At 52.4% G+C, this 23,075-nt stretch carries 22 protein-coding genes; 12 read left to right on the top strand and 10 right to left on the bottom strand.

The genetic code is table 11. The features are described from left to right. Positions 1–26: 26 nt before the first annotated feature. Together AC2FNE_RS01035 and AC2FNE_RS01030 are read right to left on the bottom strand one after the other, a co-directional pair. Positions 27–1,181 carry a Gfo/Idh/MocA family protein gene (locus AC2FNE_RS01035; RefSeq protein ID WP_496804601.1) on the bottom strand — a complete coding sequence of 385 codons (1,155 nt, stop codon included), beginning with the start codon at positions 1,179–1,181 and terminating at the stop codon, positions 27–29. Beyond that, positions 1,181–2,236, bottom strand: coding sequence for a sugar phosphate isomerase/epimerase family protein (locus AC2FNE_RS01030; RefSeq protein WP_496804600.1), 1,056 nt, complete (start codon positions 2,234–2,236; stop codon positions 1,181–1,183). The genes AC2FNE_RS01035 and AC2FNE_RS01030 overlap by 1 nt, the downstream gene beginning before the upstream one ends. Before the next feature lie 256 nt (positions 2,237–2,492). Here AC2FNE_RS01030 and AC2FNE_RS01025 point away from each other — a divergent pair, with 256 nt between their 5' ends. Further along, positions 2,493–3,272 (top strand): MOSC domain-containing protein, encoded by a 780-nt coding sequence (locus AC2FNE_RS01025; RefSeq protein ID WP_496804599.1) that lies wholly within the window; start codon positions 2,493–2,495, stop codon positions 3,270–3,272. A 115-nt stretch (positions 3,273–3,387) separates the two neighbouring features. Here the strand turns inward: AC2FNE_RS01025 and AC2FNE_RS01020 are convergent, their stop codons facing one another. Beyond that, positions 3,388–3,897, bottom strand: a complete 510-nt coding sequence (locus AC2FNE_RS01020; RefSeq protein ID WP_170603980.1) for a redoxin domain-containing protein — start codon at positions 3,895–3,897, stop codon at positions 3,388–3,390. 86 nt (positions 3,898–3,983) lie between these two features. Further along, positions 3,984–4,883 carry a phytanoyl-CoA dioxygenase family protein gene (locus AC2FNE_RS01015; RefSeq protein ID WP_496804598.1) on the bottom strand — a complete coding sequence of 300 codons (900 nt, stop codon included), beginning with the start codon at positions 4,881–4,883 and terminating at the stop codon, positions 3,984–3,986. An 80-nt stretch (positions 4,884–4,963) separates the two neighbouring features. Here AC2FNE_RS01015 and AC2FNE_RS01010 point away from each other — a divergent pair, with 80 nt between their 5' ends. Further along, on the top strand, positions 4,964–5,731 hold the full coding sequence (locus tag AC2FNE_RS01010) for an SDR family oxidoreductase (RefSeq protein WP_170603982.1): 768 nt from the start codon (positions 4,964–4,966) through the stop codon (positions 5,729–5,731). A 52-nt stretch (positions 5,732–5,783) separates the two neighbouring features. On the opposite strand, the gene AC2FNE_RS01005 is transcribed toward AC2FNE_RS01010, so the two are convergent. The 5 genes from AC2FNE_RS01005 to AC2FNE_RS00985 are packed head-to-tail and all read right to left on the bottom strand — an operon-like array spanning position 5,784 to position 10,721. Further along, positions 5,784–6,374, bottom strand: a complete 591-nt coding sequence (locus AC2FNE_RS01005) for a LysE family translocator (RefSeq protein ID WP_170476198.1) — start codon at positions 6,372–6,374, stop codon at positions 5,784–5,786. A 16-nt stretch (positions 6,375–6,390) separates the two neighbouring features. Then, a complete protein-coding gene (locus AC2FNE_RS01000; RefSeq protein WP_170603984.1) occupies positions 6,391–7,314 on the bottom strand; it encodes a 2-hydroxyacid dehydrogenase in 924 nt (307 codons plus the stop codon). Continuing rightward, positions 7,307–8,155, bottom strand: a complete 849-nt coding sequence (locus AC2FNE_RS00995; protein WP_170603986.1) for a fumarylacetoacetate hydrolase family protein — start codon at positions 8,153–8,155, stop codon at positions 7,307–7,309. The genes AC2FNE_RS01000 and AC2FNE_RS00995 overlap by 8 nt, the downstream gene beginning before the upstream one ends. Positions 8,156–8,166: 11 nt before the next feature. Continuing rightward, positions 8,167–9,966 carry an IlvD/Edd family dehydratase gene (locus tag AC2FNE_RS00990; RefSeq protein ID WP_170603988.1) on the bottom strand — a complete coding sequence of 600 codons (1,800 nt, stop codon included), beginning with the start codon at positions 9,964–9,966 and terminating at the stop codon, positions 8,167–8,169. Then, positions 9,963–10,721 carry an SDR family oxidoreductase gene (locus AC2FNE_RS00985; RefSeq protein WP_170603990.1) on the bottom strand — a complete coding sequence of 253 codons (759 nt, stop codon included), beginning with the start codon at positions 10,719–10,721 and terminating at the stop codon, positions 9,963–9,965. The genes AC2FNE_RS00990 and AC2FNE_RS00985 overlap by 4 nt, the downstream gene beginning before the upstream one ends. Positions 10,722–10,910: 189 nt before the next feature. Here AC2FNE_RS00985 and AC2FNE_RS00980 point away from each other — a divergent pair, with 189 nt between their 5' ends. Together AC2FNE_RS00980 and denD are read left to right on the top strand one after the other, a co-directional pair. Continuing rightward, positions 10,911–11,795: an NAD(P)-dependent oxidoreductase gene (locus tag AC2FNE_RS00980; RefSeq protein ID WP_170603992.1), complete on the top strand. Its 885-nt coding sequence runs from the start codon at positions 10,911–10,913 to the stop codon at positions 11,793–11,795. Next, the gene (gene denD / locus AC2FNE_RS00975; RefSeq protein WP_170603994.1) at positions 11,792–12,760 is read left to right on the top strand and encodes a D-erythronate dehydrogenase; all 969 of its coding nucleotides are present in this window, start codon (positions 11,792–11,794) and stop codon (positions 12,758–12,760) included. Before AC2FNE_RS00980 ends, denD begins: the two co-directional genes overlap by 4 nt. Here the strand turns inward: denD and AC2FNE_RS00970 are convergent. Then, positions 12,757–13,407, bottom strand: coding sequence for a GntR family transcriptional regulator (locus AC2FNE_RS00970; protein WP_170603996.1), 651 nt, complete (start codon positions 13,405–13,407; stop codon positions 12,757–12,759). The genes denD and AC2FNE_RS00970 overlap by 4 nt on opposite strands. A 197-nt stretch (positions 13,408–13,604) precedes the next feature. Between AC2FNE_RS00970 and AC2FNE_RS00965 the strand changes: the two genes are divergently transcribed. From AC2FNE_RS00965 to AC2FNE_RS00930, 8 genes are all read left to right on the top strand, one after another. Further along, complete coding sequence (locus tag AC2FNE_RS00965) at positions 13,605–14,618, top strand: TRAP transporter substrate-binding protein (RefSeq protein ID WP_170476213.1); 1,014 nt, start codon at positions 13,605–13,607, stop codon at positions 14,616–14,618. A gap of 75 nt (positions 14,619–14,693) precedes the next feature. Beyond that, positions 14,694–15,860, top strand: coding sequence for a mandelate racemase/muconate lactonizing enzyme family protein (locus AC2FNE_RS00960; RefSeq protein ID WP_170603998.1), 1,167 nt, complete (start codon positions 14,694–14,696; stop codon positions 15,858–15,860). A 12-nt stretch (positions 15,861–15,872) separates the two neighbouring features. After that, a complete protein-coding gene (locus AC2FNE_RS00955; RefSeq protein WP_170604001.1) occupies positions 15,873–16,727 on the top strand; it encodes a TRAP transporter small permease subunit in 855 nt (284 codons plus the stop codon). Then, the gene (locus AC2FNE_RS00950; protein ID WP_170604003.1) at positions 16,727–18,556 is read left to right on the top strand and encodes a TRAP transporter large permease; all 1,830 of its coding nucleotides are present in this window, start codon (positions 16,727–16,729) and stop codon (positions 18,554–18,556) included. The genes AC2FNE_RS00955 and AC2FNE_RS00950 overlap by 1 nt, the downstream gene beginning before the upstream one ends. 12 nt (positions 18,557–18,568) lie before the next feature. Beyond that, positions 18,569–19,516: a phytanoyl-CoA dioxygenase family protein gene (locus AC2FNE_RS00945; protein ID WP_170604005.1), complete on the top strand. Its 948-nt coding sequence runs from the start codon at positions 18,569–18,571 to the stop codon at positions 19,514–19,516. A 3-nt stretch (positions 19,517–19,519) separates the two neighbouring features. Then, positions 19,520–21,031, top strand: coding sequence for a UxaA family hydrolase (locus tag AC2FNE_RS00940; protein WP_170476222.1), 1,512 nt, complete (start codon positions 19,520–19,522; stop codon positions 21,029–21,031). After that, positions 21,028–22,032, top strand: a complete 1,005-nt coding sequence (locus tag AC2FNE_RS00935) for a Gfo/Idh/MocA family protein (protein WP_170604007.1) — start codon at positions 21,028–21,030, stop codon at positions 22,030–22,032. Before AC2FNE_RS00940 ends, AC2FNE_RS00935 begins: the two co-directional genes overlap by 4 nt. A gap of 152 nt (positions 22,033–22,184) precedes the next feature. Then, on the top strand, positions 22,185–23,072 hold the full coding sequence (locus AC2FNE_RS00930) for an NAD(P)-dependent oxidoreductase (protein WP_170604008.1): 888 nt from the start codon (positions 22,185–22,187) through the stop codon (positions 23,070–23,072). The last annotated feature ends 3 nt before the right edge of the window (positions 23,073–23,075 follow it).

Here is a 23,075-nt window from a genome sequence, read left to right as displayed (position 1 = left end):
GAAAGCGCCCTGCTTATGCGAACACACTAATCGAGTTTGACCCACGCCGCATTTCGTGCCGAACTTTGCACGCATGCCGCGACGAACTTAACACCGCTGAGCCCATCTTGGACGGTTGGGAAGACAACTGAAGCGTCGGGTGACGCACCATTTCTGAATGCCTGAATTGCATCAGCGGCTTCACTGTAAATATTCGCGAACCCTTCTAAATAACCCTCTGGATGGCCCGGAGGAACGCGGCTTAGTCGGTTTGCCGCATCGCCTGCCCCTGACCCATTTCTGGTAATCAGCCGCTTTGGTTGACCATAAGGGGTGAACCACAGATAGTTGGGATCCTCCTGCGACCATTCGAGGCCACCTTTTTCTCCGTAAACACGCAAGCGAAGCGCATTTTCGTTTCCTGGTGCGACCTGCGATGACCACAACATTCCTCTTGCTCCGCCTTCGAAACGCATCAATACATGTGCATTGTCATCAACCTTGCGCCCCGGAACAAAGGCTTGCAAATCCGCGGCAAGGCTTTCAGCCGTAAGGCCAGTTACAAAACATGCAAGGTTATAAGCGTGAGTGCCGATGTCTCCGGTTGATCCACCAGCGCCAGACCTTTCGGGATCAGTCCGCCATTCTGCTTGTTTGAAATCCTGCTGCTCTGTCAACCAATCCTGTGGATATTCGACTTGTACCACGCGGATTTTCCCGATCTCTCCGTTGGCCACCATCTCCCGAGCCTGACGAACCATTGGATAGCCGGTGTAGTTGTGCGTAAGGATAAACAAAGCGTCGGAACTCTCCGCCGCTTTCACTAGTTTTTTTGCATCGCTGAGCGTCGACGTAAGTGGTTTGTCACAAATGACATGAATACCGCGTTTAAGGAACTCACGCGCAGCAGCGTAGTGAACATGGTTTGGCGTAACGATCGAAACCGCTTCAATACCGGACTTCAGACGTGCTTCACGTATGGCCATCTGCTTAAAGTCATCGTAAACGCGCGCGAGACCCAGCGCCTCACCACTTTCTCTTGACTTCTCGGGGGTAGATGACAGCGCACCGGCAACAAGTTCAAACTTATCGTCCAGACGCGCCGCGATACGATGCACGCCACCTATGAATGCATCATTTCCGCCGCCAACCATGCCTAGACGAATACGACCAGATACTTCTTCGCTGCGTCCTGTAACCATCAGTCTATCCCTAACATTTTCCGGTTGGCTGCTTCGTCGGTTCCGCCATCCGCGAAATCGTCAAAAGCTTTTTCCGTCACACGAATGATGTGATCCGAAACGAATTGTGCTCCTTCCCGCGCTCCATCTTCAGGATGTTTCAGGCAACATTCCCATTCTACGACGGCCCAGCCGTCAAAGTCATTTGCCGCCATTTTTGAAAAGACTGCTCCGAAATCGACTTGCCCATCACCAAGCGAGCGGAACCGCCCAGCGCGATCAACCCAGCCTTGGTATCCCGAATACACGCCTTGGCGACCGGTCGGATTGAATTCCGCATCTTTAACGTGGAACATCCGGATTCGATCTTTGTAGATGTCGATGTTGTCTAAGTAGTCGAGACACTGCAGCACATAGTGCGAGGGGTCGTACAGCATACACGCACGTGCATGGTTGCCAGTACGCTCCAAAAACATCTCATACGTTATGCCGTCATGCAGGTCTTCACCCGGGTGAATTTCATAACAAACATCCACGCCGCACTCTTCGGCGTGATTCAAAATCGGCAACCAACGCTTTGCTAATTCGTCAAACGCCGTTTCAATCAATCCGACGGGTCTTTGAGGCCAAGGGTAAACGTAAGGCCAGGCCAGTGCTCCTGAGAATGTAGCGTGGGCAGAAATACCCATATTCCGGGACGCCGATAGAGCTTTCTTAACTTGGTCAACGGCCCATTCTTGCCGCGCCTTCGGATTTCCCCGAAAGCTTTCTGCCGCGAACCCGTCGAATGCAGTGTCGTATGCTGGATGGACCGCAACCAGCTGTCCTTGCAGGTGGGTAGACAGTTCGGTAACTTCGACGCCGTTTTCTCTCGCCTTACCTGTGAATTCATCACAATAATCCGCGCTGGATGCCGCTGCATCCAAATCGAACAACCGCCCATCCCAGCTTGGGACTTGAACACCCTTGTACCCGCACTGGGCAGCCCATTTCGTAATTTCGTCCCATGAATTAAATGGTGCCTCGTCGCCAGCAAATTGTGCCAGAAACAAAGCCGGTCCTTTTATTGTCTTCATAGTGGTTCCTCCCCAATACATGGGCCTTTACGGCGGCAAATTTTCTTTAAGATATATGTCAATTCGAACGCAAACAACTTTGCTGAGCCAAGTTCCTCTTTGAATTCGATATTGCCGCAGTTCAACCCAGCTTTTACCTCGGACGAGGCACTTCGGTGCATCTAAACGCCAACTGATATTTCAAGATTTATTCAATTTGAAACGCGGCCGTAATCAAGACAAAATCATACCGACAACTGTATTGGGGAAAACGCCAATGACAGAATTTACAGTGAAACAGTTAAGCCGGTTTCCGGTTAAGGGTTTAAGCGCGGAGCCACTGACTTCTGTCACGATGAGCGTAGCCGAAGGTTTTCCGGGTGACCGAATTTACGGCTTTGCTCGGCACAACTCGGGCTTCGACCCACAAAACCCAAAACCTATTCCCAAGGATCGCTTTGTCGTGCTTTTGAAAGAAGCGGCTCTGGCAGGTCTGCACACCCGATTTGATGCTCAATCGCAAGTATTAGAAATCCGAGAGAGCGGTAAATCGCGAAAATTCTTAATGCAATCAGGCCAGGAGCGTTCTGATGCGGCCAAGTTTATTCACCAAGTCTTGGGCTCGGCTGATCCGGAACCCCCCACCTTTGTTTCCTCGGAACCACATCGCTTTACTGATGTATCAGTAGTGTCGCCGGTCATGATGATTGCTGTGTCTGTTTTGAATATTGCCTCTGTCAAGGCTCTTAGTCAGCAATTGAACAGAGACGTTCACCCCGCCCGATTTCGCGCGAACGTCGAAATTGACGGCCTCTCACCGTTTTCCGAGTTGGAGTTCGTGGGACATACGCTGGTTTTTGGCGATGTCAGGATGCGTATTCTTTCAAGAACGAAAAGGTGCGCGGCAACCGAAGTAAACCCGGAAACCGCCGAGCGTGATCTGAGGCTGCCCTACCTTTTAAAGAAACACCTGGGTCACACGGACATGGGCGTATACGCCGAAGTAACGACGAATGGCACGGTTTTCGTGGGACAATCCGGTAGATTGGAAATCTGATGCCTCAATGTGCCTTTTGCCCTATTCGAACCATCCTATATTGAAAGTGCGCACTGTGACCCAGTCTGTAGACGGGCGACAAAAAAATCAACGGCTTAACGGCAGCAAGCTGAATTCAAGCAGTTCCACGCGTGGGCCGATCGTTTTCAATATTGAAGATCATCCCGTCTAAAAGCTCGTCCAGATCAGGGCGTGCCGCCGGACCATTCGATATGTCGACCAACATCAACGTACCGTCGGGACGTATTGCAAACGCTCCGGGTTCAGCAAAAAGATCAGATGTTTCCGCTTCGGATAGCGGCTCAGAAACATATAATCCAAGCGAGCGCATCTGAGGTACGGTTAATCCGTAACACAGGTTAAAACTCCAACCAAATTCATCGCGGTCTGCCAGCGCTTTACTTTTGCTGTCAGCAGAAACCACAATGACATCCATTCTATCAGTCCATTTGGTCAGTTGACCATTGAGCTTTTGCAAAAACCGTTTGCACCTAGGGCAATGCCGACCGCGATAAACAAACAGCATGGTCCAACGCTCACTCTGCCGACCGATCTCACGATAACCTCCGTCCACGCTAAGAAAACTGATCGGGGCTACGGTAGAGCCCACTTTAGGTTTTGACATTCTAATCTATCTCCGTTTCGGGGAACATTTATTTGGCCGCTTCCCGGCAGTTTTCTTTGGCATTTAAAATGAGCCCAAACTGAAAATTATCCGACACCATCGAAAAGTATTTCCCTCTTTCGATCTGCATCCTGTTGGCAAATTGAAAAGTCATCTTCATGCAGGAAACCTCGGGGGGCGTTCGCTATTTCAAAGTGACCGTAATTGTCGCGTCCTGCCACCAATGCCACCAGAGTTTTGGCGCCATTTTCTTGTTTCATAGAGGGTTTGATGAAACGCAGCGCTGCACCTATCCTTCGGTCGCCAGTTTCATTCGGCCCAGACGCGTGGAAAAGGTGCCCATGATGCATTGATGCCTGACCTGCGCGTAAAGCGGCGGCAACGGCGTCGCATTCATTAACCTCAACCGCGATCTCTTGGCCGCGCGACAAAAGGTTGTTTTCGCTGAACGTATCAACATGTGGGACAATTCGGCTTTTGTGGCTGCCGGGGACAAATTTCATACATCCGCTTTTTTCAGAAGCTTCAGAAATGGCGACCCAGCACGTTACTTCCTCAGCATCGTCCAGCCCCCAGTAAGTCAAATCTTGGTGCCACGAAACGATCTTGGGAGAGTGCGCCTCCTTTACAAACAAAGCGCCACTCCAAACCATGAGATCAGGTCCGAGTACCGCTGATGCGGCCTCAATCAATTTTGGATGACGTATGAGTGCGTCGAAGGACGGCAAAAGTCTGTCAGGATAAGAGTATAGGAGCTTAAGCCTGTCTGGATCATCTTTTAAGGCTTGCTCTGCTCTTTCGAAATCATCGCGCAACTCTTTTGCCTCTTCCTCGGTGAGGATGTCTAACGGAGCCACGAAACCATCCGTGTCGTAAGTCTCAAATATTTCTGATACTCGACTATTCATCGTCTCCTCATCGGTAAACCAGTTGAACATCTGTTTTATGACCGCGGTTGTACTCAACTTTCCAAGCGGCATTTGCATTGGCAACGGCTAAAGACTGTGTCACCTGCAGATCAATTGAGGATACGAATAGTCGACGCCCACAACCAAGGGAATTTTGTATGACGCTGGAAATCTTCAACTTGAATGGCGCAAGGGCGTTAATTACCGGATCGAGTCAGGGAATTGGGTTTGCTCTAGCGCAAGGGCTCGCGGGAGCCGGAGCAGAGATCGTTTTGAATGGGCGCAATACGGCAAAGTTGACCGCAGCAGCAACCGAACTGACAAGTGCGGGAGCGACCGTGCATGAGTTAGCATTTGACGTGACCAAACATGAAGAAGTCAAAGTTGCGATAGACAGGTTTGAAGCAACTACTGGACCAATCGATATATTGTTCAACAATGCAGGAATGCAGCATAGATGCGAGTTGCAAGATTTCCCTGCCGACGAGTTCGAAAATCTTTTGCAAACGAATATTGCGTCCGTTTTTCACGTTGGACAGGCGGTCGCGCGTCATATGATTCAAAGAAGAACCGGCAAGATAATCAACATTGCTTCGGTTCAGTCCGCACTTGCCCGCCCGGGTATCGCGCCTTACACGGCGACAAAAGGGGCTGTGGCCAACCTGACCAAAGGAATGGCGACAGATTGGGCGCGATATGGGCTAAACTGCAACGCGATAGCGCCAGGCTATTTCGACACACCGTTGAACGCCGCATTAGTTGCCGACCCGGAATTTAGCGCCTGGCTTGAAAAAAGAACCCCAGCTGGCCGATGGGGAAACGTTGAAGAATTGGTCGGAGCAGCAATCTTTCTCGCGTCAACCGCGTCCAGTTTTGTCAATGGGCATACACTCTATGTTGATGGCGGGATAACAGCATCGCTTTGATGGAAATATCCCGACAGGGATAGGAAAACAGCGCCTTAATGAAGACGCGATATCAATAGCTTGAAATCAAGGCCATGGCCACAACAGCCAAAAGCGCGACTGCCATGGCAATATTAATACGCTTGTGCGCCCGTTGACTGAGATCCAGACTCCCAAGCTTTACACCGGCACCAAGCCAAATTAGATGCACTGGCACCCAAATCAGGTTGAAAACCACAATTTTGGTCACGACTTCCCAGATTGGTGCATCAGGCATAAATGCAAAGCCAGAAAATAAGGCTGTGCTGACCACATAGGCTTTCGGGTTAATAAATTGCAGCGCCAAGCCGTTGAAAAAACCAAGCGGCGAGTTGGCCGGAGAAAACCCAATCTTTGAACCGGCGCTGGCAATTCGCCAAGCTAAATAGACCAGGTAACTGACTGACGCAAAAAGCAATAACGTCCTTAGAAGCGGTGCAGCCAATGCCGCAGCCGCCACGCCAGACACAACCAACATCATGTTGATGAACCCACCCAGCATCAACCCGGTTATGAATGCAAGACCGGCGCGAAATCCAAACGCAGCCCCAATTCCGGCCGTTGTAAGAACGCCGGGTCCCGGGGTGATGAGTAGAAAGAATACCGCGACGACAAATTCTAGCATTTGTCAGTGCGGTCTTTCACAAATGCCTGCATTCCGGAACCGCCGTGATCACCGACCCGTCGTGTATGTGTCGCAACAGATTGTCGACCGTCAGGTCACCCATAGCCGCACGCGTTTCTGTTGTGGCGCTGCCTGCATGAGGCAATAGCACAACATTAGACAATTCGCGTAAAGCTTTGGGAACATGTGGTTCCTTCTCAAAAACATCCAACCCGGCCCAACCAAGGCTGCCGTTTTGCAGAGCTTCAATGAGCGCCTCTTCATCTACGACCGAGCCACGGCTGACATTAATCAATGTGCCGCTTGAACCCAAAGCATTCAGCACATCCGCATTGACCATCTTGTTCGTCGATGGCCCACCCGGAGTTATGCAGATCAGAACGTCCACGTGCCTTGCCATTTCCTGCAGGTTATCGAAGTATCTGAAAGGGACGTCTTTCGGATTGCGCGAATGGTATGATATTTCAGGCGCCCACGGCTTCAGCTTGTCTGCAATCGCCTGACCTATTCGTCCAAGACCCAAAATTCCAACCTTTTGGTTATCCGCCGAACGTGTTAGTGGCGCATTTCCTTCTTCCTCCCACTGACCGGATCGAACATAGGCGTCATCGCGCAAGAGTTCTCTGTAGCAGGACAACATTAGTAAAACCGCTGTTGTGGCGACTTCGTTGTTCAAAACATCCGGAGTATGGGTCACTACCACGCCACGCTGCGCCGCAGCGCCTGCGTCAACTGCATCGTAACCGACACCATAGACGCTGATCATTTTTAGATTTGGTAAAGACGCCAAAAGGTCTGGCGCCACTCCGTCATGACCATTTGTGACAATGTGGGTTATACTTTCTGCGTCAAAACTGTCCAACTGGTGGATATCGAACGCTTCGGATAAACGCGATCTCATCCGTTCAGTTATGCCACCGATCTGTAATAAGTCAGGCATCTTGATCAACCTGTTGGCGCTGTACACCAAGACCATCGATGCGCAACTCCATGACATCGCCTTTCTTAAGATATACAGGTTCCGGTTTGATCCCCATCCCGACACCGGGCGGCGTCCCTGTAGAGATCACGTCGCCGGGATGCAGGGTGAACAGATGGCTAAGGTGCTCGATAATCTCAGCGACGGTAAAGATCATGGTCGCCGTATTACCGGTCTGCATGCGCTTTCCATTCACATCGAGCGTCATGCCCAGCTTCTGTGGATCCGGGACCTCATCCCGAGTAACCAACCACGGACCTGTTGGGCCGAAGGTGTCGCAGGACTTTCCTTTTGTCCATTGACCCGTCAATTGCGTTTGAAAATGCCTTTCAGACACATCGTTAACGATGCAGTAGCCCGCGACATGTTCCAGTGCTTTGTCTTTAGAAACATATTTTGCAGTCTTTCCTATGACGACGCCCAACTCACACTCCCAATCCGTATGGGTCGACCCGCGTGGCATGACTACATCATCGTTGGCCCCCACAATGGCCGAATTTGCTTTGAAAAACAGAATCGGGTGTTCAGGTATGGCCGCGCCGGTTTCTGCCGCATGGTCCGAATAGTTGAGTCCTATGCAGAGGAATTTTCCTATTTTCCCCACACATGCTCCAATACGATGCTCACCAGTGACGATCGGAAGGCTGTCCGGATCAAGCTCACGTAGGCGCGCAAGATTGGCGTCATCCAAAACATCACCTGTGATATCGTCAACATGCGCGGACAAATCGCGCAACTGACCGGCATCGTCTAACAACGCAGGTTTTTCTGATCCTGCGGCTCCGTAACGAACGAGTTTCATTTCAGTTCCTTTTAGTGATTATCGCGTGGCATGAACTGGCGCGCGATGTCTTTGTACTTGTCCGCCCCTTTCAGCGTCATTCCTCGATCCAGTCGATCGATTTTTTCGCGGAAAATCTCCTGCCATGGCGATTGGTTAGGTGGCATCGAATAACCGCCACTTGCCTCCAGTTCTCGGGCTCGCTCGTTTAGTACGTCCAATGGAACAAGCATATCAGCGGTGCCCTTTGCCAGATCGATTCGCAGCCGATCTCCGTTTCTCACAAGGGCAAGCCCGCCACCTTCGGCAGCCTCAGGAGAAGCGTTGAGAATGGAAGGACTTCCTGATGTACCAGATTGCCGACCATCGCCAATACATGGAAGTGCTTCGACGCCCTGTTTCAGCAGATATGATGGTGGTCGCATATTCACCACTTCGGCCGCCCCCGGATAACCTTTAGGACCGGCGCCTCGCATGATTAGGATACAATCGGCGTCGATATTTTCCGCTGGGTCATCTATCCGGTGATGAAAGTCTTCGGGTCCATCAAAGACGACGGCCCGCCCTTCAAACGCATCGGGATCTTCTGGGTTGGAAAGGTAAGCTTGGCGAAAGGCTGGCGAGATCACAGAAGTCTTCATGATCGCACTTTCGAAAAGGTTGCCGGATAAGTTGATAAATCCAGCCTGACTTTTGACAGGGTTGCTCGCCTGTTTGATCACGTCATCGTTCAATGATCGCCGTGATGACGAATTCTCGCCCATCGACTTGCCGTTCACAGTCAGTGCGCCTGGATTTGGCAGCAATCCCCCCGCTATCAATTCACCTACTACTGCAGGAACACCTCCAGCTTGTTGGTAGTCTTCACCAAGATATTTTCCTGCCGGCTGCATATTTACTAACAATGGGATATCGTGACCGAAGTTCTGCCAATCATCATTATTGAGTGGCACACCCAAGTGTCTGGCGATCGCGTTTAAATGAATTGGCGCATTCGTTGAGCCGCCAATCGCTGAGTTAATTACAATCGCGTTTTCAAATGCCTCTCGCGTCATCACTCCGCTGGGGCGAAGATCTTCCCAAACCATCTCGACGATGCGTTTTCCGGTTTCATAACTGATTTGCCCGCGCTCTCGGTAAGGTGCTGGAATTGCAGCGGATCCTGGCAATTGCATCCCAAGAGCTTCTGCCAATGAGTTCATGGTCGTGGCTGTGCCCATGGTGTTGCAGTAACCAACTGAGGGCGCTGACGCAGCGGCGATTTCCATGAATTCATCCGTGTCAATTTCACCAGCTGCAAGATCTTCTCGCGCCTTCCAAATAACTGTCCCTGACCCGGCCCGTTCGCCTTTCCACCAACCGTTCAACATAGGACCGACTGAAAGGGCGATAGCAGGAATATTGACCGTGGCGGCTGCCATCAAAAGTGCCGGAGTCGTCTTGTCGCAGCCGATGTTCAGAACCACCCCATCCAAAGGGTATCCAAACAAACTTTCCACCAATGACAAATATGCAAGGTTTCGATCAAGTGAGGCTGTGGGCCGTTTGCCAGTTTCCTGAATCGGGTGCACCGGGATTTCAATGCACGTCCCACCAGCCGCTATAATTCCGTCACGAACACGCTTGGACAACTCGATATGGTGACGATTGCACGGGCTCAGATCACTACCCGTTTGGGCAATACCGATAATCGGCTTGCCGGATTGCAGCTCCTCCCGGGTCAGCCCGTAGTTTAGATACCTCTCGAGATAAAGAGCGGTCATTTCGAGATTTTCAGAGTTCATAAACCACTTGCGTGAGCGCAAGTCGTCAATCGAAATTTTCTTTGTCATTGGCCTGACCAACCCCCATCAATTATGTGCGTATGTCCCGTTGTAAACGCGCTCTCGTCGCTTGCCAGATAAACAACCAGAGCCGCTATTTCTTCTGCTTTGGCTACTCGCCCCATAGGTTGCCGGGCAACGAACTGGGCAAGTGCCTTTTCCCGGCTGCCCAACTGCTCGCCCAGTGCATCAACCCTATTCCTCCAGCTAGGACTATCGACTGTGCCGGGGCAAATGCAATTGCACCGGATACCCTGCGTAATAAAGTCCACTGCAACCGACTTTGTCAGTCCGACAACGGCGGCCTTTGTCGTCCCATAAATAAAACGGTTCGGCGCGCCGATTATAGAACCCAAGGCAGAAGACATATTAATAATCGAGCCTTCACCGCGCTCTAGCATAGCTGGCAAGGAAGCCTTGATTGTCCGGACCATCGAACGGACATTCAGGTTCGATGCGAATTCCAACTCGTCATCCGTCGAATCCAGAATAGTGCCGTGATGTACGAATCCCGCGCAGTTGAACAAAACGTTCGGGTCCGCTCTTTTTACACCCTCGCGCACACTGTCGTCGCTCAGCACATCCATCTCGAAAATTTCGATATTTTCGAGATTCCCGTCGCGAATCGAAGATAGGCCTTCAAGGTTAATATCTGTTGCGAAAACCTGTGCGCCCTCTTTTGCCATAGCGATGGCGCTAGCACGCCCAATCCCCTGACCAGCGGCCGTAACCAAGACACGCTTTCCCTTAAGTCTTTCTGCCATATGGAAAATTTAACCTTCTGAACATGTTTCGAACAAGCGGGACTTCGTACACTTACCCAATCCAAAAGCAAAAAACCAACGATGGTTTTTCAACGACTTCTGGTGCATGACCCTCAATGCGTTAGCGTATGACAGGTAAACCGGTTTGACCATAACCAAGCTCGGAACCACTTTGGAAGGACTGGCGATATGAGCGATCTGCAAAACGTGACACTGATCGGCACCGGCTTGATGGGTGCGCCCATGGCGCAAAACCTGATGAAGGCGGGTTACCCACTTACCGTATGGAACCGTAGCCCGGAAAAGGTGAAGCCGCTTGTCAGGGAAGGTGCAAGGACGACCACGACAGCAGCCGAGGCCATTGCGGGAGCGGACATAATAATAACGATGTTATCTGACGGACACGCGACAGGCGCCCTTTTATCAGACCCCTCATTTTTCGATTCGCTAGACCCCGGAATGATCTGGATCGACATGTCCAGTGCCAAGCCTGAACACGCACGTGCACAATCCAAAAAACTAGCCGCAAAGGAGATTGCTCATCTGGATGCTCCCGTCTCTGGCGGAACCAAAGGTGCGCAGGCCGGAACCTTGGCAATAATGGTCGGTGGCGAAAAATCGGTTATGGAGAAAGTTGGCACAGTCCTTTCCGCAATGGGTCGACCTGTTCACGTCGGCCCAAGCGGTGCGGGACAGCTTTGCAAGCTTGCTAACCAAGCAATTGTTGCCGTCACAATATCCGCTGTCGCAGAGGCAACACTGTTGGCTGAAAAGGGCGGCGCCGATCCGGCTGCGTTGCGTGCCGCACTAAGGGGCGGATTTGCAGACAGCGTAATCCTACAACAGCATGGCGAGCGTATGTCCGAAGGTAACTTTGTCCCTGGAGGGTTATCCAAGTTTCAATTAAAAGATCTCAACAATACATTGGATGAAGCAAACTCTCTGAAACTAGAGTTGCCTACGACCCGGTCAGTGCGCGATCGTTTCGAGTATCTGATTGAAGAAATGAATGGCGCCGAGCTTGATCACTCGGCGCTCTATCTGGAACTCAAAAGACGGAATGGACTGACGTGAAGAAAGTACTTGTAATCGGCGGCGGTGGAATGTTGGGGCAAAAACTGGCGCACCGGATTGAGACCGAAATGGAACTTGGCCATGATGCGCAAATCACGCTTTTCGATCTGTATTTCCCCGACAATGGCATCGACGCGACTAGGGTGCACGGGGATATTTCACACTCAGACAAGGCGAAAGAGTTGGCCGCCCAGCGCTACGACGTGATCTTTCATCTTGCTGCAATCGTCTCGGGTCATGCAGAAATCGACTTTCCCTTGGGTTGGGACGTCAACCTCATGGCGACGTGGGAGTTGCTGAATGCACTTAAGGCCGAGCACGACGCATCCAAAGGCACCTATCGGCCGAAGATGGTATTCGCGTCGTCAATCGCAGTTTTCGGAGCACCCTTCCCCGACAAAATTGGCGATGACTTCCTGTGTGCCCCTTTGACAAGCTACGGGTCACAAAAAGCTGCCTCCGAGCTGATGGTCTCGGATTTCAGCCGCAAAGGATATATTGATGGAATTTCGCTTAGGTTGCCTACTTTGTGTGTTCGGCCGGGAAAGGCGAATGCTGCAGCTTCTTCTTTCTTCTCAGGAATAATTCGTGAGCCGCTGAACGGGAAAGAAGCCGAGTTGCCTGTTGTTGATACGGTTCGGCATTGGCATGCCAGTCCTCGCGCGGCTGCCGCGTTTCTCACTCACGCTGCAAATCTGGATACCCAATTGCTAAACGGTCGACGCGCTTTAAACATGCCGGGGGTAAGCTGCACCGTGGCTGAACAAATCGAAGCGTTACGAAATGTTGCCGGGCAAGAAGCGGTCAACCTAATCAAAAGCGTCCCCAATCCCGCAGTCGATGAGATTGTCAAAGGGTGGCCGCGTGACTTTCAACCAGATCGCGCATTAGGCCTTGGGTTTAAGGCAGAAACCAATTTCGAAGAAATCATTAGGGTGTACTTGGAAGACGATTTCCAACATTAGTCGCCCATCGTTCTACCGGTCAAATGCCGCTTGAGATGATCATGTATTTTCATCCGCGTCAGGTGTTCATCCCCTGACAACGCTGCTTCCAGAATGTTTGCGTGATGATCAATGTTTTCTGAGATAAAGCCAAACTTCCGATCCGCCACCATCAATTGCTGACGAAATTGTGCATAAATTCTTCCATGCATTTTCTTAAGTATTTCTGATCCACAAGCAGAAATCAGCGTTTCATGGAATTCTTTTTCTGACGCAAACCATATCGCAACCAGATCGCTTGGATCATTCGTGCCGTGTATGCGTTTTTCAATGTGACTGAGTTTATGATGCGCCGCGGTCAACCGCGCCTCCCAGTCAACACCGCCATTGCGGATCGACATAGAGGTTCCCTCTCCCTCCAACAAAATGCGCAAATGGGTAAGTTCAATTAGTTTTTGCGGCGACCGCTCGGGTACTCGAAACCCTCTTTGTTCTTGGAAGTCCGTCAGCCCAACCGAGGCAAGTCGGAAAAGTATTTCTCGAACGGTACTCGCCGAACAACCGTATTCCTTCCGCAATTCCTCCGCCCGCACCTTCGATCCGTGCTCGAATCCATTCGAGATGAGGCGCATCTTAAGGTCTTGATAAATATCGACTTCTTGATTCATTTGATCAGGTGCCTTCGGCTCTCATACACTAATGGTCGTAGAGATAATTTTGAATTATTGCAAGAATCTCGAAATTTTCAGGAATTTCAAATTTTTCTTGTTGCATTTGATTCGTCGGCTTAACGTCAAGCAGCGTGATTGCAATGGAGGCAGCAGGATCTTCAATCCGCGCAACGCTAAACGTCTGGGAGGACAATATGAAAATAGTCAAAACAGCGGCCATAGCGGCCGTAGCTACGACAATGGCCGCCGGTTTCGCGATGGCTCAAACGACCAAGCTTCGTATTCAAACACACTTCAGCCAGGAAACCCTGTCAGGTCAGCTTGCTGAAAAGTACATCAACGACATTCAGGAAATGTCGAATGGCGAAATCGAGGTCGAGATGTTCTATGCGTCCTCGGTTGTGAAATCGGCAGAGACTTTCGACGCAGCCGCAACGGGAATTCTTGACTGCGACATGACGGGCGGTGCTTACCAAACCGGTAAAAACCCAGCGTTCCAGTTCACTGGCGATCTCATGGGTGGCTACTCCAACCCTTATCAACAGATGGCGTGGCTCTTGCATGGTGACGGTCGCGCGGCGATCGACAAGCTTTATAAACAGCACAACATGAGCTTTGTGGGCTGGTGGATTCCGGGTCCTGAATCGTTGAGCTCCACGCGTCCGATCCGCGGCGTTGAAGACTTCAAAGACTGGAAATTCCGTTCGCCTCCGGGTCTGGCAACTAAAGTCTTTGCAAACCTTGGCGCATCTCCGATCGTGATGGACTTTAACGAGATCTTCACAGCGCTGGAGACCGGCATCATTGACGGTGCTGACGCGGCAAACCTTACCAACAACATCGGCCTTGGTCTTTACGACATAGCCAAGCACACCAACTACCCCGGCTTCCACTCCATGCCGGCGGACCACCTTGCATGCCGCACCGATGTCTGGGAAGCCATGCCAGCACATCACCGCAAGATCATGGAGGTCGCCATGGACAGCCTCGCGCTGCACAATGCGACCATAAACGAGGTGAAAAACGCGCAGAACGCGGTCGAACTGAAAGCCAAAGGCGTCAACCTCTATGAATGGTCGCCTGAAGAGTTGGGCAAATTCCGGACAGCGGTTAAAGCTGGCTGGGAAGAGTTCGCAACCACACCCGAAGCCCAGGAACTGCTGCAAAGCCACGTAGACTTCCTGATTGGCATTGGCGCTATGCAATAATCAGCCCTGTGGGTTGATTGAACAAAGGCGGCAGGGCTGGATGGTCCTGCCGCCTTTTGTCACCGGAACGCAGACATGAAGATAACGCGCATCACCAGCCACGTATTGTCGTGCGACATGCCCGAGCTTTTGGGATATTCGCAGCAATACTACGCGAAACGCAGCGCGCATCTGGTCGAGGTGGAAACCAACGAAGGCGTAACTGGCTGGGGTGAATGCTTTGGGCCGGGAAATGTCGCTCTGGCCAACAAGAGCATCGTCGAAAAGGTGATCCAACCTTTGATTGCCGGGGACAATCCAATGAATCGCGATGCGATCTGGCACAAGGTCTATAACCTTCTGCGGGATCATGGACAAAAGGGCATGCCGCTTCAGGCATTGTCTGGTGTTGATATCGCGTTGTGGGACATTGCAGGAAAGATCACCGGGCAGCCGATCTATAACCTGCTGGGCGGCGCGCATCGCAACAGTGTTGGGGTCTATGGGTACGGCATGATGCTGCGGCCCGAATCAGTGACCGAACTGGCTGCGCGCTTTGTGGATGAGGCTGCGGAAATCCGAGAAGCGGGATTTGCCGCCACCAAGATGAAAATCGGACTGGGCCCCCGTGAGGACGCCAAACTTGCAGCAGCCGTTCGCAAAGGTGTGGGTGAAGACTTCGACTTTATGGCGGATGCCAACCACGCCTACACAACTTCAGATGCATTCTATGTGGGGCGGGCGCTCGATGAATTAGGCGCGTACTGGTTTGAAGAACCTGTGGCCCCCGAAGATCACGCTGGTTATTCCGAACTGCGCCGCAGTCTGAAGATCAACATTGCCGGCGGCGAAGCTGAATTCAACCGATGGGGCTGGAAGGCGCTGTTGGAGAGCAGAGGGCTCGACATTGCGCAACCCGAGGTTTGCGCGCTTGGTGGCATAACGGAATACCAGCGCGTTCTGAGCCTGTGCCATGCCCATTTCACGCCAGTTGTGAACCACGTCTGGGGCTCTGCCATTGCCGTTGCGGCCAACTTGCAACTGCTCGCAGCCATGCCGCCTTTGCCCGGCGGGCTGTTTCCGCGCGAGCCTTGGCTGGAATTCGATACGACAGAAAACCGGTTCCGCGACGAGTTACTGAGCGTGCCGTTAAACATTCAAAACCAGGTCAAAACCAATGCGGGTCGCGTGGCGATACCTGATGGGCCGGGACTGGGCGTCACACCAGACCGCGAAGTAATCGAACATTATAAAATTTGCTGACGAGGGGGAGGAATGATCGTGGAAGAAGAAACGGGTACCTTTTGGGAATGGGTGATCCCTATGTGTTTCGTGCTCTGCGCAAGTTGGGCGATCTGGCACATACCTGCATATATCCTGACCTGGGCTCCGCATGAAAACGAATCGAAGCTGGCACAAATTACAGCTGTGCTGGAAGGGTCGGATATTGCGCCCAATCTTCCCGGCCTTTTTGGCGGATTTGCGGACATCATCGACTACACCGCGCTGTTTCTGCTTCCAGTCTTTCTGATCTTGGGTATGCGCGGCGTTCGCGTGGCCTCGATGGAGTTTCAGCATTACAGGCCCATAGATCGGTTTGCGCTGTTCTTTGGACGGGTAACGATGATGCTGATCCTGCTCATGACCAGCGTCATGCTATATGAGGTTTTCCTGCGCTACGCCCTTGAGGCCCCTACACTCTGGGCAAATGAGCTGACACTCTGGATTGGCGGGTTCGTCTTTTTGTGCTCGGGTCTATACGGGATGCAACAGCGCAGCCACATCCGGATCTTTATCCTCTACGATGTGTGCCCGCGCTGGCTGCAAAAGATTTTCGACACAATCTGGACGCTTGTTTTCGTGATCTTCGCCGCCGGTCTGGTTTTTGGCAGCTACAAGCAGGTGTTCATCACCAAGTTCCACAATTGGGAGCTTTTCGGCACGGCCTTTGACCCACCTATCCCGGCAACGGTTCAGCCCGCTGTTCTGATCATCATCTGCCTTGTGGCAATACAGGCGGTGATAAACTTAATCTGTGACTGGAATCTCGAACCTGAAAAACACACCGCCGCCGACGACATTGATGAAGAAGAGCTTGAAGCCATCAAACGCGCAGTAGGAGACAAGTAATGGATATTGGAACGATCTCGCTTGTCGTCGTTTGCGGCCTAATTGTTCTGCTGGCCATCGGGATGCCGCTTGGTCTCGCCTCGGGTGCTCTGGCGCTTGTTGTACTTGTGCTGAAGTTCGAACCGACGCTGCTGACGGACCCGCAGTGCTATCTCTGGGCAACGTGTCCGGATCTGAACATCCCCGGCATGCTGACGGCACGACCGGGAACCGGGGCACTTTACATTCTCTTACAGAAGATATTCGATCTTATGACCGAATATGTTCTGTTGTCGGTTCCATTGTTCATCTTCATGGCGGCCCTGCTGGAAAGATCGGGGATCGCCAAAGGCATGTATGACGCATTGGACTATTGGCTGTCGAACGTGCGTGGCGGCATCGCCGTTGTAACCTCCCTGATGGCTGTCATCATGGCAGCGATGTCCGGCATCATTGGAGGCGAAGTTGTTCTGCTGGGTCTGATCGCCTTGCCGCAGATGCTGAGGCTCGGATACAACCAGAATCTTGCAATCGGCACGATCTGTGCCTCAGGATCTTTGGGCACCATGATCCCGCCCTCAATCGTTCTGATCATTTATGGTCTCATCACCGAGACATCGATTAAGAACCTATTTACCGGTGCTTTCATTCCCGGCTTCATGCTGGCCTCATTCATCATCATCTACATTCTGGTGCGCGTTAATCTGGACCCAAGTCAGGCCCCGCTGCCGGAGCGAAAACCCCATGAAACGGACGGGATGCACAAAGGAGCACTTTTCGGAGCATTCCTGTCGATCATGGGCGCAGCGGGCGCTTCCGTACTCTTATTGCGCGCGTTGTTTTTCCTTGTTAGCGGACAGTATATCCTTGAGGAAGGCGAAGATCCGATCTCGCTGGGGATGCCCTATCACATTCCTTATATCGCAGCGTGGCTGGGCGGTTTTCTGGTGCTGGCGCTGTTTGTATTTGGACGCAAGCGCAGCGCACTTGGGTGGAAATACGGCAAGGGTCTTGTTGCGCCCTTTACCATCATCGGCGTCGTTCTCGGCTCCATCTACGGAGGGATCACGGGCATTACCGAAGCTGCTGGAATGGGCGCGCTCGCAGTCTTTCTGATTTCGATCATCATGGACCGCAGCTGGCCGGACTGGAAGGCGCTATTCAAAGACAACATGATCAAGGTGATCGCCATCCTGATCGCCACGACAATCGTCGCCTTTGGCCTTGGAACCTTTATCGGCGGCGAGCAAAAAGCGATCTGGATATCCATGACCTACATCGTAGTGTTCTTTTACTGGTGTATGCGGGCACCAGGCAAAGTGCCATTGGTCTGGGACGGTCTGATGCGCACGTTGCGGTCTACCGGGACAATCATCTGGGTTACAATTGGTGCTGCGGCGCTGGCAGGTGCCTATACCCTTGCAGGAGGCCCCACATTTATCGCCAATATGATCGTCGGCTCTGAGATGCCGACCATGCTGGTCCTGCTTAGCATGATGGTCATCCTCTTATTCATGGGCGCATTCATGGACTGGGTCGGCATCGTATTGCTGATCATCCCGGTATTCCTGCCTATCGTGCGCAAGCTCCCGATTGAAGAAATCGGTTTCATTGGCCAGCTGGATCCCAAACACCTTTCTGTGTGGTTCGGGGTTCTGTTTTGTATGAATATGCAGGTAAGCTTTCTGTCACCACCCTTTGGTCCGGCGGCCTTTTACCTGAAATCGGTTGCGCCTCCTCACATATCGCTGACAGATATCTTCCGCGGGTTCCTGCCGTTCATTTGCATACAGCTGCTTGCTTTGTCTGTGCTGTTGATCTGGCCGCCCATCGTCGAGATCCTTTTGTAAGGAGGTAACACCATGCTGACGCAAGAACAAAAGTCGCAGTTTGAGCGCGACGGCTATCTTGTATTGGAAAACGTCATTGACGAAGCCACTCGTCAGGCTGTGGTCGATGAGTACGCGGCTTTGATGGACAAGCTTTACCACCGCTGGCACGCCGAGGGCAAAGTGCAGGCCGCCACGTCGGATATGGGATTTTGGGACAAACTGGATGTGGCTTACAAATCCGGTTTCGACTGGTATCAACCGCTCGATATTTCCCTGCCCCACGCTGACATCACCGAAGAAACGCCCATGCATTTTGGGCCGGCGGTATTCGACATGGCAACGCATCCGCGTATTCTCGACATTGTCGAGAGCCTCATCGGACCTGAACTTACGTCAAACCCCATACAGCACGTCCGGATAAAGCCACCCGAAAGAAATGTCGCAAAGGACGAGATCCGGGCGCACATCGTATCGACCGACTGGCATCAGGATCAGGGAGTGACTTTGGAAAGCGCCGATAAGACCGAGATGATCACCGTTTGGCTCGCCATAACGGACGCCACGGTCGAGAACGGTTGCCTCCAAGTCAAACCAGGTCGCGGAACGGAATTGCTGCCGCACTGCTCGCTCAAACAAACCGGCATCCGCGAACGCTATCTGCCACAGCAAGAGGCTGTTCCGTGCCCCGTGAAAGCCGGCGGTGCCGTAATCTTTCATCCGCTCACTCCGCACGCAAGTCTGTCGAACCGCTCAGACGGATACCGCTGGTCATTTGATCTGCGCTATAATGTGACCGGCCAAAGCACCGGGCGCGACCATTTTCCCAGCTTTGTCGCAAGGTCGCGCGCAAAGCCGGAAACCGAATTGCGGGACTGGCGCAAATGGCGCGGCCTTTGGGAGGATACGCGCCTGCGTGTCGCCAACAGCCCTCATATTGAACAACATCGGTGGCCCACCTCCGGACCATATTGCGCCTGACTCATGAAACATTACGTCCGTCTTGATCCGTCCGACAATGTCGTCACCGCGACCCGCGCTCTCGAAGCAGGAACGCAAATCGGAGCATGCGCCACGCGTGCGCTTATTCCTTCAGGCCACAAGATCGCCATTGCCCCCATCGCCAAGGGCGCTGAAATCCGCAAGTACGCTCAACTGATCGGCTACGCTGCCGAGGACATAGAACCGGGCGATCACGTGCACACTCAGAATGTGGACTTTCGCAATACCGATACCGCTTACGAATACGCAACGGACCTGCGTCCGGTGACACCGGTGTCCGAGGCTGATCGAGACACTTTCATGGGGTACCGTCGTGCCAATGGTCGTGTCGGAACACGTAACTACATCGCGATTGTCACTTCGGTAAACTGCTCGGCCACCGCCGCGCGCATGATTGCCAACCACTTCACGCCCGACATTATGGAAAAGTACCCGAATGTCGACGGCGTCGTCGCTTTTGTGCATGGAACCGGCTGCGGTATCGGAGGCGACGGAGAAGGGTTCGAAGCACTGCAGCGCGTAATGTGGGGATACGCACGCCACCCCAACCACGCCGGAGTTCTCATGGTCGGACTGGGGTGCGAAATGAACCAAATCGACTGGCTGCTGGAAGCTTACGGCCTGCGTCAGGGACCCTGTTTTCAAGTAATGAACATTCAGTCTGTCGCCGGGTTGCGCAAGACGGTGGAACTGGGGATCGAAAAGGTCTCGGCTATGTTGCCCATCGCCAATGAAGCACAGCGCGAGCCGTGCCCCGCCTCTGAACTGATGGTCGCCTTGCAATGCGGCGGCTCAGACGCTTGGTCCGGGATTACTGCCAATCCAGCGTTGGGCTATGCCTGCGATCTGCTGGTAGCACAGGGCGGTACCGGCGTGCTGGCTGAAACCCCCGAAATCTATGGGGCCGAACACTTGCTGACCCGCCGCGCCGTTGACAGAGATACCGGCGAGCGGTTGGTCGGTCTGGTGCGCTGGTGGGAAGACTATACCGAGCGCAACAAGGGCTCGATGGACAACAACCCGTCGCCCGGAAACAAGGCAGGCGGTTTGACCACGATCCTTGAAAAATCCCTCGGGGCCGCCGCCAAGGGAGGGACCTCTCCGTTAAACGGCGTTTTCAAATACGCTGAACCCGTCACTGCGAACGGTTTCGTTTTCATGGACAGCCCCGGGTATGACCCTGCATCTGTCACAGGTCAGATTGCCGCTGGCTGCAACCTCGTGTGCTTTACAACTGGGCGCGGGTCGGCCTTTGGATCAAAGCCCAGCCCGACCATCAAAGTTGCGACAAACTCGACTATGGCCAAACGCATGGTTGAGGATATGGACGTGGATGCAGGCACCATTCTGACCGATGGCGTGTCAGTCGAGGATAAGGGCCGAGAGATCTATAAGCTATTCCTGCGCGTTGCCTCTGGCGAGGCGAGCAAATCAGAAGCTCAGGGACTTGGTGATTACGAGTTCGTACCTTGGCAAATCGGAGCGGTAATGTGAAGCGGTTGCTGGTCGTTGGGGGCGGACTCATTGGTATTCGGCACGTTCACGCAGTAAAACAAAACCCCAACTGCACGTTGGTTGGCCTAGCAGATCCCGATACATCGATTGAGATAGACGCAAAGCGCTTTGTTTCTATGGACGACGTCAACGAAGAGGTTGATGGTGTTATCATCGCCACACCAACGCATCTTCACGCGACGCACGGCGTTTCTGCTGCATCGAGGGGATGGCATATGTTGATCGAAAAGCCGGTCGCAGAAAGTTTGGAAGAAGCCGAAACACTAAAAAATGCTGTTTCAAATGCAGGCATACACACCCTTGTCGGCCACCACCGGCGTTATCATCAGACCTTGCAAAGATTGAAAAGCCACATTGAACAAGGCGCAATCGGTAAGGTCGTAAACGTTTCGTTGATTTGGGCAATGCGCAAGCCAGACAGTTATTTTGAGGGAAACTGGCGCACCTCTGGCGGAAGCCCCGTCATGATAAATTTAGTCCACGATATAGACGTACTACGCTTCGCAATCGGCGAAATCTCCGAAGTTGTTGCCTTACGCGGGGCTTCGGTCCGTGGAGCGAACCGAATAGAAAGCGGAGCGGTAGCGATTGCGTTTGATAATGGCGCGACTGGAACAATCAGCTTTGCCGATACTACTCCCAGCCCATGGGGTTTTGAGGCTGGTATTGGCGAAAACCCAAATATTGGCACAACTCATCAAGACATGATGTGGATCACGGGTACCGAAGGTGCAATTAGTTTCCCGTCGCTGAACCTGTGGAACGGTCGTGATTGGGGTACGGCAGCGCAAAAAGAGCAGCTGCCAAAACCAGTTCAAAAACGAACTCCGCTTGAGGCTCAGTTAGATCATTTCCTAGAAGTGATCGATGGTGCGCCTCCGCTTATCGACGTTTCCGATGCAGCGCGAACTCTAGCCGTCGCAACTACGATAGAAGCCGCGCTCAAAGAGCAAGTAACTCACATTCAAGCTAGGGCTTGAAATCTAATTGCGATTATCCCGAATGGGCAGTCTACCTGGCCCAGGTCAAAAAGAATGAGGATCGATTTCAGGGCGTTGTCGGGCTTAAAAAACAGAAACCTCGGCTTCAGATGCGTTGATGAAACCGACTTTACAGATTGAAAGGAAAACCAATGAGCAAACCATCTATTGGGTTCATCGGCCTGGGACTAATGGGCGGAGCCATGGTTAACCGCCTGCAGGACTTGGGGTATTCAATTACAGTACTTGGCAATCGCGATCGAACTTATTTGGATGCGGCAATCGTCCGTGGCGCGCGCGAAGCTGAAAACGCTAAACAGCTGGCAAAATCAAGCGACATAGTGATGCTTTGTATGGGGACATCTGAACAGGTCGAAAACCGCATGCGCGGGGATAACGGCGTCATTTCCGGACTGAATAATGGGGCTATTGTTGTTGATTTTGGCACTTCGCTTCCTGGCAGCACCAGAGCTTTGGCTCAAGAAGTTGCTGACGCAGGCGGCAGCTTCTTGGACGCCCCTCTTGGCCGGACACCTTCACATGCGCTGGAGGGGAAGCTGAATATCATGACCTCAGGGGATAAAACGGCTTTTGACAGAGCAGAACCCGTTTTGAAGGACTTGGGAGAAAACGTATTCTATCTCGGTGCAGTTGGATCGGGGCATACGATAAAACTGATCAACAATTTCTTTGGAATGACCGTCGCAAACGCAATGGCCGAAGCGTTTGCGATGGCTGACGTCGCAGGAGTAAACCGGAAACAGGTGTATGACGTAATGGCCGCCGGGCCTTTGCACTCGGGCATGATGGACTTCGTGAAAGCGTACGGTGTTGAGAAAGATCCAAATCAGTTGGCTTTTGCGATCAAGAACGCTGCAAAGGATCTTGGGTATTATGACCAAATGGCGCGAGATGCAGGAGTGACAAGCGTAATGTCGCAGGGAACGCTTGCTGCATTAAACGATGCGCGAGATAACGGTCAGGCAGATGACATGGTCAGCCAAATGGTCGACTATTATGTAAATCGCTTCAAGACCTGATTG

Source organism: Ruegeria sp. YKSD179 (assembly GCF_059612885.1).
Note: the sequence above shows the minus strand (reverse complement) of the source record. Positions and strands in the feature narration are given on the sequence as shown.